Source organism: Pseudoalteromonas sp. R86517 (assembly GCF_042466295.1).
Lineage (GTDB): Bacteria > Pseudomonadota > Gammaproteobacteria > Enterobacterales > Alteromonadaceae > Pseudoalteromonas > Pseudoalteromonas atlantica.
In genome coordinates, this window is the sequence record NZ_JAXHCB010000001.1 from 1,877,187 (window position 1) to 1,887,500 (window position 10,314).

Here is a 10,314-nt window from a genome sequence, read left to right on the forward strand (position 1 = left end):
GTAAAATGCATTATTGAACGAAATCAAATAAGCATTTCAATAATTAAAGCCTACCACACAGGGTACACTTTAAAAATATAACGCGACTAAAAAAGCCAGCAAAAAAGCTGGCTTAGTATAATTGCGTTTAAATTAGCGAGGTAAGCTTGGGAAAGCAACTTCAGCCATATCACGCATACAACGAACTACTTGGCAGCTGTAGCCAAATTCATTGTCGTACCATACGTATAAAACAACGCGGTTACCTTCAACAATTGTTGCTTGCGAGTCTACAACACCTGCGTAGCGGCTACCGACTAAATCGGTAGATACGATTTCGGTTGATGCGGTGTAGTCAATTTGGTCGCGCAGCTCTGAATGCAGTGCTGTTTCGCGTAAAAACGCATTTAGCTCTTCAACAGACGTGCTGCTATTAAGGTTTAAGTTTAATATAGCAAGCGATACATTAGGTGTAGGCACACGAATCGCATTACCTGTTAGCTTACCTTCAAGCTCAGGAAGCGCTTTAGATACCGCTTTAGCTGCGCCTGTTTCGGTAATTACCATATTAAGTGCAGCAGCACGTCCACGACGCTCTGCTTTGTGATAGTTATCAATAAGGTTTTGATCGTTTGTGTATGAGTGTACGGTTTCTACGTGGCCGTTATTAATACCAAACTTATCGTTTAATGCTTTAAGGGTTGGCGTAATCGCATTAGTGGTACAGCTTGCTGCACACACGATTTTATCTTCAGGCTTAATGTCTTGGTTATTTACACCATAAACAATGTTTTTAATGTTGCCTTTAGCCGGTGCTGTTAATAGTACTTTTGCAGCCCCTTTAGACTCTAAGTGCTGACCAAGGCCTGCTTCGTCTTTCCAAATACCAGTGTTATCGACTACGAGTGCATTTTCGATACCGTAAGCGGTGTAATCAACTTCACTTGGCGAGTTAGCATAAATCACTTGGATGTAGCTGCCATTCGCTTTAATTGCATTACGCTGCGTATCAATTGTGATTGAGCCATTAAATGGACCATGAATTGAATCCCGACGCAGTAAGCTTGCACGTTTCTCAAGGTCGCCTTCTTTACCGCCACGTACCACAATTGCGCGTAAACGTAAGTCGGCATATGGGCCTGATTTTTCGATTAGTAAACGTGCTAACAAACGCCCTATACGACCAAAGCCATACAATACAACATCACGCGGCTCTTTGGCTGGTGAGTCTGCAATTTCGGCTAATTCGTCTTTAACAAATTCATCAACTGTGCGGCCATTAGCAGCATCGCTGTACAAATAGCTATAAGCAAGTTTACCAATATCAATACGTGCTGAGTTTAGCTCCATTTTACTAATGGCTTCTAAAAACGGAAAGCTCTCGCGTAAACGTAATTTAGTGCCTTCAAATTGCGCTACAGTTTTGTGTGATTTGATAATATCGATAGTACTGGCATTAACGAGAGGACGGCCATATACAGCGATTTCTATGCCACGGTTACGATAAAGCTTACCAATGATAGGTTGCATGCTTTCAGCGTAATCTTGGCGTTCTTGCCAACTATTTGTATATTCTAATTCGTGAGATGAGGTCATTTTATTTACCTAATTTAATCATTTTGAACGGATAGCCTTTAAAAATGCATTAGATTTTGAGAGTAATGCACTTCAGGCAGGGCTATTCTAAGTTAATCTAAAGTTATTCTCTACTGTTAGCGCACAAATGATTGCGCTAGAATAGTAATGTATATATTCATTTGAGGTTAAGGGATGGTTTTAAGAGCAAGCGCAATACTAACAATGCTAGCGTTAACAGGATGCGAAGAACCACTGACTCTCGCTCAGGTATGTAAAGAAACACCTGGCTTTTGTAGTGATTTAAATAAAGATAGCCATTGTAAAAATGAGCGCTCAGAGGTTATTTTAAAACGCTATATAGAATATAAAAAACCCACAGATGAAAACAAATACCAATTGCTTAAGGGATTTGAGTCGTATAATCAATGTATTACTTTAGCCGCAAAAATAGAACATATTAAACTAAAGTCTAAAACAACATCGCGTATTGAAGGTCAGCTTACTAGCATTAAAGAGATGACCCGACTTTATCAAGACACAAAAAACACTAACCACCCAGGTTTGCTTTACTATCATTGGTCACGTAACAATGAGCAAAGTGCGCTGACTCGTTTACTTGCAATGGAAAATGATGAAAGCGTAACCAATAGTGCAGAAATGCAGTTTTATCTAGCCTCTTATTACATTAAGTTTGATGACGAAAAAACAATTGATTTGCTATATAAAACGCTTGAGCTAAATAAACAAGGCCAACAGCCAAATCCTGAAGTGTATACCTCGTTAATCAGCTTGTTTTATAAACATGATAAATATAAGCACGCTTACATTTTTTCGAAAGTGGCGCGAAGCGCTGGCATTGAGAATATAGATTTACTACCCATTGAGCACCAACTGATGAGCGATGGTAAAAATTTAGATGCGCTCGATGCCCTTGCTCAACAAACGTATGAGCAAATACAAAACGGTGAGTTTGTATCGCCGCGAGAATTTTAGGTAAGCAAAACCTGCTGGCAATAAATGTGTTTTAAAACATGATGCCAGATGGTTTTTTAAATAAAAAAGGCAGCTTACGCTGCCCTTTTTTATTTTGCTTTGCTTGTGCCCACTTCTACACGGGTTTTAAGCTTTTGACCTGGTCTAAAGGTCACCACGCGGCGCGCCGAAATAGGAATGTCTTCTCCTGTTTTCGGGTTACGGCCTGGTCTTTCTTTTTTATCACGAAGATCAAAGTTACCAAATCCAGAGAGCTTAACCTGCTCGCCTTTTTCAAGCGCTGAGCGGATTTCTTCAAAAAACGCTTCAACTAAATCTTTGGCATCTTTTTTATTGATCCCGAGCTTTTCAAATAGGTGTTCAGCTATGTCGGCTTTAGTAAGCGCCATATCTAGTCCCTCAACGATGCATTAAACTTTTCGGCCAATGTGGCCACCACGTTATCAACTACCAGATTGATATCTTTCTCTTCGAGTGTTCTATCAACCGCCTGCAGTGTTAGAGCAATCGCCAAACTCTTATAATTTGGCTCAATACCTTTGCCCTTATACACATCGAATAAGTTTAGGTCAACCAATTGATTTCCGCCAACTTTTTCTATTGTGCTTAAAATATCACCTGAATTAACGCTGTCAGCCACTAAAATCGCGATGTCGCGGCGATTTGAAGGGAATTTTGAAACCCCTACAGCTTGCGGTAAATTTCTTTTTTCTATTGCAGACATTTCTATTTCAAATACAAAAGTTGCGTTATTGATATCTAACGATTTTTGCACTTGAGGATGAAGAGCACCAAAAAATCCTACCTTTTTACCTTCAACATAAATAACTGCTGATTGGCCTGGGTGTAAACCGTCTGACTGCTCTGCTTTAATTTCAAAACGGCTTGTATCGTTGGTGATTGCTAATAAGGCTTCAACATCACCTTTTAGGTCGTAAAAATCAACGTTGCGTTTTTGCTCAACCCAATGCTCGCCGTGTGCAAGGCCAGTGATCACACCGCCAATGACAGGGACTTGCTGCAGGCCATTTTCTGCGCTGTCGTCGCTGATAAATTTAAGACCATGCTCAAATAAACGAATACGTGGTTGTTGACGGTTTTGATTATACGCAACCGATGCTAAAAGCCCTGGCATTAAGCTTACACGCATAGCCGACATTTCAATTGAAATTGGGTGCGGCAGTATAAGCGGAGTACTTTGTGGGTGTATAATAGCTTGTGCTTTAGGGTCTACAAAGCTGTATGTAATTGCTTCTTGGTAGCCACGTGTCACTAACGTATTGCGAAACTTACTTAGCGCAATTGTTGACTCGTCATGTGTAGTCATTTTTAACTTTGCGGTTGGCGCAACATTTGGAATACTGTTGTACCCATAAACACGAGCAACTTCTTCAATTAAGTCTTCTTCAATACGAATATCAAAGCGGTAGCTTGGAATGTCAGCGCTCCAGCTGTCGTTTTCAAACTTAACGTCTAACCCTAAACGAGTCAGAATATCAGTCACTTTCTCATCGTCAATATGATGACCAATTACACGGTCTAAACGCGCACGACGTAGGCGTACTTCTGTCACTTTTGGTAGTTTATCAGCAGCCACAGCTTCTACAACAGGGCCTGCTTCACCGCCAACAATATCAAGTAATAAAGCGGTTGCGCGCTCCATTGCATCGTGTTGCAGGGTAAAATCTACGCCACGCTCATAACGATGTGATGCATCGGTATGTAAGCCGTAACTACGGGCTTGACCTGCAATTGCGACTGGGTTAAAAAACGCGCTTTCTAATAAAATATCAGACGTTTTTTCTGTTACACCTGATTGCTCACCGCCAAAAATACCGGCAATCGCAAGTGCTTTATTATGATCGGCTATCACAAGTGTTGATTCGTTCAGTTTTGCAGTATTGCCATCAAGCAATACTAACTCTTCGCCTGCATTGGCGCTGCGAACCTTAATGCCGCCTTCAATTGCATTTAAATCAAATGCATGCATTGGGTGGCCAAGTTCTAGTAATACATAGTTAGTAACATCAACAACAGGGTCAATTGAGCGAATACCACTACGGCGAAGCTTTTCAACCATCCAAAGCGGTGTTTCTGCATCAAGGCTAATGCCTTTGATTACACGCGCTAAGTAACGCGGACACGCGTCAGAATTAACAAGTTCAATAGATACTTCATCGTCAATAGTGCCGCTAACAGCTGGAATTTGTAGCTCGTTTACATCAACGCTGTTTAATACACCTACTTCGCGTGCAAGGCCTTTTATACCCAAGCAATCACCACGGTTTGGGGTTAAGTCAACATCAATTATGTTGTCATCAAGGCCTAAGTATTCGCGCAGGTCTGTACCAATTGGCGCATCGCTTGGCAATTCCATGATGCCGTCGCCTTCTTCGCTAATACCTAGCTCAACAAAGGCACACAGCATACCGTGTGATGGCTGACCGCGTAATTTGGCTTTTTTAATTTTAAAGTCGCCCGGTAAAACAGCGCCCACTGTTGCAACAGCGACTTTAATGCCTTGGCGACAGTTTGGCGCACCACACACAATATCAAGTAGCTCATCGCCACCTACATTGATTTTAGTAACGCGAAGTTTATCTGCATCTGGGTGCTGTGCGCATTCCACAACTTCACCAACCACTACGCCGTTAAAATCCGCTGCCGCGCTCTCAACTGCGTCAACCTCAAGGCCAGCCATAGAAAGCTGTTCCGAAAGAGCTTGCGTATCAATAGCAGGATTTACCCACTCTCTTAACCACTTTTCACTAAATTTCATTTTATATTTTCACTCTTAACGGAACTGGTTTAGGAATTTTAAGTCATTTTCAAAAAATGCACGTAAGTCATTTACGCCATAGCGCAGCATGGTTAAGCGCTCTACGCCCATACCAAAAGCAAAACCGGTGTATTTTTCTGGGTCAATACCTACTGACTTAAGTACGTTAGGGTGAACCATGCCACAACCTAATACTTCAAGCCATTTACCGTCTTTACCCATAACATCTACTTCAGCTGAAGGCTCTGTAAATGGGAAGAATGAAGGACGGAAACGAATTTCCATGTCTTCTTCAAAAAAGTTACGTAAGAAGTCGTGTAAAATACCCTTAAGCTCTGTGAAGCTTACATCAGTATCAACCATTAAACCTTCTACCTGATGAAACATCGGAGTATGCGTTTGGTCGTAGTCGTTACGATATACTCGACCTGGCGAAATAATTCGCAGTGGCGGTTGCTCTGTTTCCATAGTACGAATTTGCACACCACTTGTTTGGGTACGCAGTACTAACTTAGGATTAAAATAAAAGGTATCGTGATCAGCACGCGCTGGGTGATGCTCAGGAATATTTAGCGCATCAAAGTTATGAAAATCATCTTCTACTTCTGGGCCTGATTTAACTTCAAAACCTAGCTCGCCAAAAAAGCTTTCTATACGCTCGATTGTGCGTGTTACCGGATGAAGGCCACCTGTAGGCATTACGCGCCCTGGTAAAGTTACATCAATTGTTTCAGCTGCTAGCTTTTCTTCAAGCGCTTTACTTGCTAAAAGCTCACGCTTTTCGTTAATGGCAGCTTGTACATCTTGCTTAGCTTGGTTAATTACTTGGCCTGCTTCTTTGCGTTCTTCAGGAGCAATTTTACCCAGTGTTTTAAGTAAGCTTGTGATTTCGCCTTTTTTACCAAGGTAATTAACCCTGATCTCTTCTAGTTGCGCGATTTCACTGGCACTGGCAACTGCCTCAAGTGCTTGCGCTAAAATATTTTCTAAGTTCATTCGATACCTGATCTTTCACAGAAGGTGATTACAATTTTGTTGACTAATGATAACTGAAAGCAGGGTCTAGATTCTAGACCTACTACAGCTTTAACGTTGATTTTATGAAGGGAATTGTTAATTTTCGTTGAGCGGCCATTGATGCGTGATCTAATTTGTCTAATACGTCTAATAAAGCACGCATATCACGACTCAAGCGAGTCAATAAAAAGCGCGCGCATTCATCGCTTAGTTCAAGCCCACGCATATGCGCTCGCTTAACCAGTGCTTGTGCTTTATCATCATCACTCATTGATCGAATTTGAAAGGTGGTCCCCCACTTTAGCCGAGACTCTAAGTCGGGCAAGGTGATATTAAGCATGTCAGGGAGCAAATCGGCCGTAACCACTAACATTTTTCCGGGCTCGTTAAAGCGATTGAAAAAGTTAAAAAGGGCTTTTTCCCATGCGTCATTGCCAGCGACTAAGTGCACATCATCAATACATAATACATCAAGTGCTTCTAAACCATCTAAAACCATAGGGCCAAAGTCGATAACTTCACGCATAGACAACAGCATGTTTGACAACCCACGCTCTTGGGCTTGTATGCAGGTTGCGTACAATAAATGGGATTTACCAGAATCGCCTAAGCCGCACAAATAAGTGTACTGAAATTTGTTGGCAAGCTTTGAAAAGCTCGCTTTAAGGTGGTTTACCTCTAAAGAGTCTTCCCCACCAAAATAAGAAGCAAATGTTTCATCGTCAGGTAAGGTGACTGGTAGTGCCATTTGCATTGGCTCAGCACTTAGCATTACTCACCGACCCACTGATACTCAAGACTGTTTTTGTCTACAACATGGTAAAATGCGCGAGGGTCAACATAATCTCTAAAGGCACTATCAAGGCCAAGGCCTTTTTTAAGATCGCCCACACTGCCGGTGTGGTTAAGCTTAAACTCAACAAATTCTGGGGTTTTGCGCATTATTGTTGCTTGCGTCACTACACTCAAACTTTGTAGACGACGCTTTGCAAGTTCAATATCGACAAAGCTTTGAGTGCCTTTTAAGGTGAGCGTAGCCGCAGCCTGTTCATAATACGCGTTAGGGTCGATAGCGTATTCATTGGCTAATCCCAACGCTAAGCTGTCTATCATCTGGCCTACTATTTGTTGTTTATCACCTTCAAGGCGGTTTGAATCAAATAAATCGTCATTAGTAAAACGCCAGTCTAAAATCCAGGTTTCACTGTCGGGTTCTTGATACATTCTTGCTGTAATGCTTCGCTCTGCACTATAACGGCGCGACGCCTCTTCAACAGGCTCTGAAAAATTACCCCATACTTCAGGAATGCCAACCAAACGTCTGTCTTGTAAATCTAATAGTGGCACTACAACGGGTAAACCACGTCGACCCGCTTTGTCATATATAAGCTGCTCTAACTGAGGATAGCTTTCTTGTGTAACAAGCTCTCTACGCCAGTTATCTTCAATACCTAACCAAATAGCAACTAATGGGCGCTGGACGCCCCAAAGGGGTAAATTTAATTCTTTAATTAATTCATTTATTTTACGCGCTTCAAATTTAACAACTAGATTAAGCTGTCCATTTGCTTTTTCGTCGTATTCAAACTTGAGCATGTAATCTGAAATGTTTTTGGTGCGTTTTTGAGCAAGCTTATTTTGATCAGCAGATTCATCCCCGCTTACCTTTACTAAAACATTGAGTAATGCTTTGCGGCTAGCGGCTAAACGCGTGTCTCGACTTTTATCATCGACTTTTAATATATCTTGATACAGATCAGTTACTTCAACTGCCGACACAGAGAAACAAAATATAAATGATATGGCACTAATTAATAATCTATACACTGGCTATTAGTTCTTGGTTTTAAACTATTTTGATCCTAAATCAAAGCCAGTAACAAAGCAAAATTATATTTGTAATCTAGCTATGTTGAATAAATATTGTTTATCTTAAAGCTTAAATACAGAAACAAACTGCTACTTAGCTATATGTAAAATGGATTGTTATTGGTGAGGCGAGCCTTATCCGCTGGTTTCGTGATACTCAACCCACACTACGGAGGTGGTGATATTACGTAAAGACATGTATTTAACTTGTCTGCGGACGTAAAAAAGCCCGACTATTGCTAGTCGGGCTTTCTTGTATTTTGAACCTGGCGATGTCGTAGTGCCCACAGCGGTAGAGAGTCACATAGCAAATGCACATTATCATTGAGCCGGGAGTCGCTACGCTCGCCCGACCTACATTCTAGAAGTAGATGAGTGTGCATTAATTGTCCGCATTTCACTTTTCTGCAGACGTAAAAAAGCCCGGCTCTTTCGAGTCGGGCTTTCTTGTATTTGGAGCCTGGCAATGTCCTACTTTCACATAGCAAATGCTACACTATCATCGGCGCTGTTTCGTTTCACTACTGAGTTCGGCATGGGGTCAGGTGGGTCCAAAACGCTATGGTTACCAAGAAAATTCTGTTCAATTTTCTTATTTTTATTTATTAAGCTTTAAGTCCTTCGACTGAATTTGGAGCCTGGCAATGTCCTACTTTCACATAGCAAATGCTACACTATCATCGGCGCTGTTTCGTTTCACTACTGAGTTCGGCATGGGGTCAGGTGGGTCCAAAACGCTATGGTTACCAAGCAAATTAGGTGCAAAGGAGTAAGGACAAGCACGTAGTGCTTCTTTTTCCTTTGCGCAAGGTGCCTCAATGTTAACGCTACGCGCTAAGAGTCACCTCATAAATTTGGAAAATTCTGATAATATTTTTTAAGTCTAAGTATTTATCTACTTTAGCTATTAACTTCTGTCGCTTGTTTCTGTCACAAAACGCGTTTGGCGTTGTATGGTTAAGCCTCACGGGTAATTAGTACAAGTTAGCTTAATGGCTCACACCACTTCCACATCTTGCCTATCAACGTTGTAGTCTTCAACGGCCCTTCAGAGACTTTAAAAGTCTAGTGAGAAATCATCTCGAGGCCTGCTTCGCGCTTAGATGCTTTCAGCGCTTATCAGTTCCGAACGTAGCTACCGGGCAATGCCATTGGCATGACAACCCGAACACCAGCGGTTCGTTCACTCCGGTCCTCTCGTACTAGGAGCAACCCCTCTCAATTCTCAAACGCCCACGGCAGATAGGGACCGAACTGTCTCACGACGTTCTAAACCCAGCTCGCGTACCACTTTAAATGGCGAACAGCCATACCCTTGGGACCGACTTCAGCCCCAGGATGTGATGAGCCGACATCGAGGTGCCAAACACCGCCGTCGATATGAACTCTTGGGCGGTATCAGCCTGTTATCCCCGGAGTACCTTTTATCCGTTGAGCGATGGCCCTTCCATTCAGAACCACCGGATCACTATGACCTACTTTCGTACCTGCTCGACGTGTCTGTCTCGCAGTTAAGCTGGCTTCTACCATTACACTAACCGTACGATGTCCGACCGTACTTAGCCAACCTTCGTGCTCCTCCGTTACTCTTTGGGAGGAGACCGCCCCAGTCAAACTACCCACCAGGCACTGTCCGTAACCCCGATTCAGGGGCCAACGTTAGAACATCAAAACTACAAGGGTGGTATTTCAAGGACGACTCCACAACAACTAGCGTCGCTGCTTCAAAGTCTCCCACCTATCCTACACATGTAGGTTCAATGTTCAGTGCCAAGCTGTAGTAAAGGTTCACGGGGTCTTTCCGTCTAGCCGCGGGTACACAGCATCTTCACTGCGATTTCAATTTCACTGAGTCTCGGGTGGAGACAGCGTGGCCATGGTTACACCATTCGTGCAGGTCGGAACTTACCCGACAAGGAATTTCGCTACCTTAGGACCGTTATAGTTACGGCCGCCGTTTACCGGGGCTTCGATCAAGAGCTTCGTCCGAAAACTAACCCCATCAATTAACCTTCCGGCACCGGGCAGGTGTCACACCGTATACGTCATCTTGCGATTTTGCACAGTGCTGTGTTTTTAATAAACAGTCCCAGCCACCT

The 10,314-nt window shown here is 42.6% G+C and carries 7 protein-coding genes and 3 rRNA genes (1 of these 10 cut by a window edge); 1 reads left to right on the top strand and 9 read right to left on the bottom strand.

Annotated features, from left to right (window positions below):
• Positions 1–132: 132 nt before the first annotated feature.
• Positions 133–1,575 (bottom strand): glyceraldehyde-3-phosphate dehydrogenase, encoded by a 1,443-nt coding sequence (locus SJY38_RS08400; RefSeq protein WP_004587235.1) that lies wholly within the window; start codon positions 1,573–1,575, stop codon positions 133–135.
• A gap of 174 nt (positions 1,576–1,749) precedes the next feature.
• Here SJY38_RS08400 and SJY38_RS08405 point away from each other — a divergent pair, with 174 nt between their 5' ends.
• Positions 1,750–2,550 (top strand): DUF2989 domain-containing protein, encoded by an 801-nt coding sequence (locus tag SJY38_RS08405; protein WP_286938201.1) that lies wholly within the window; start codon positions 1,750–1,752, stop codon positions 2,548–2,550.
• Between the two features lie 89 nt (positions 2,551–2,639).
• Here SJY38_RS08405 and ihfA read toward each other — a convergent pair whose 3' ends face one another.
• The 8 genes from ihfA to SJY38_RS08445 form a co-directional block, all read right to left on the bottom strand.
• Positions 2,640–2,939 (bottom strand): integration host factor subunit alpha, encoded by a 300-nt coding sequence (ihfA, locus tag SJY38_RS08410; RefSeq protein WP_002960690.1) that lies wholly within the window; start codon positions 2,937–2,939, stop codon positions 2,640–2,642.
• A 2-nt stretch (positions 2,940–2,941) separates the two neighbouring features.
• Complete coding sequence (pheT, locus tag SJY38_RS08415; protein WP_377109611.1) at positions 2,942–5,329, bottom strand: phenylalanine--tRNA ligase subunit beta; 2,388 nt, start codon at positions 5,327–5,329, stop codon at positions 2,942–2,944.
• 15 nt (positions 5,330–5,344) lie between these two features.
• A complete protein-coding gene (gene pheS / locus SJY38_RS08420; RefSeq protein ID WP_004587232.1) occupies positions 5,345–6,325 on the bottom strand; it encodes a phenylalanine--tRNA ligase subunit alpha in 981 nt (326 codons plus the stop codon).
• An 82-nt stretch (positions 6,326–6,407) separates the two neighbouring features.
• Positions 6,408–7,118, bottom strand: a complete 711-nt coding sequence (hda, locus tag SJY38_RS08425; RefSeq protein WP_004587231.1) for a DnaA regulatory inactivator Hda — start codon at positions 7,116–7,118, stop codon at positions 6,408–6,410.
• Complete coding sequence (locus tag SJY38_RS08430; protein ID WP_377109612.1) at positions 7,118–8,173, bottom strand: DUF2066 domain-containing protein; 1,056 nt, start codon at positions 8,171–8,173, stop codon at positions 7,118–7,120. The genes hda and SJY38_RS08430 overlap by 1 nt, the downstream gene beginning before the upstream one ends.
• A 500-nt stretch (positions 8,174–8,673) precedes the next feature.
• A 5S ribosomal RNA gene (gene rrf / locus SJY38_RS08435) occupies positions 8,674–8,788 on the bottom strand.
• 63 nt (positions 8,789–8,851) lie between these two features.
• Positions 8,852–8,966, bottom strand: a 5S ribosomal RNA gene (gene rrf, locus SJY38_RS08440).
• Between the two features lie 202 nt (positions 8,967–9,168).
• Positions 9,169–10,314, bottom strand: a 23S ribosomal RNA gene (locus tag SJY38_RS08445) (it continues 1,741 nt past the right edge of the window).

Excerpts from the sequence above, each read along its gene's own strand:
- SJY38_RS08400 (WP_004587235.1), bottom strand. The coding sequence starts at position 1,575 with ATGACCTCATCTCACGAATTAGAATATACAAATAGTTGGCAAGAACGC.
- SJY38_RS08405 (WP_286938201.1), top strand. The coding sequence starts at position 1,750 with ATGGTTTTAAGAGCAAGCGCAATACTAACAATGCTAGCGTTAACAGGA.
- ihfA (WP_002960690.1), bottom strand. The coding sequence starts at position 2,939 with ATGGCGCTTACTAAAGCCGACATAGCTGAACACCTATTTGAAAAGCTC.
- pheT (WP_377109611.1), bottom strand. The coding sequence starts at position 5,329 with ATGAAATTTAGTGAAAAGTGGTTAAGAGAGTGGGTAAATCCTGCTATT.
- pheS (WP_004587232.1), bottom strand. The coding sequence starts at position 6,325 with ATGAACTTAGAAAATATTTTAGCGCAAGCACTTGAGGCAGTTGCCAGT.
- hda (WP_004587231.1), bottom strand. The coding sequence starts at position 7,118 with ATGCTAAGTGCTGAGCCAATGCAAATGGCACTACCAGTCACCTTACCT.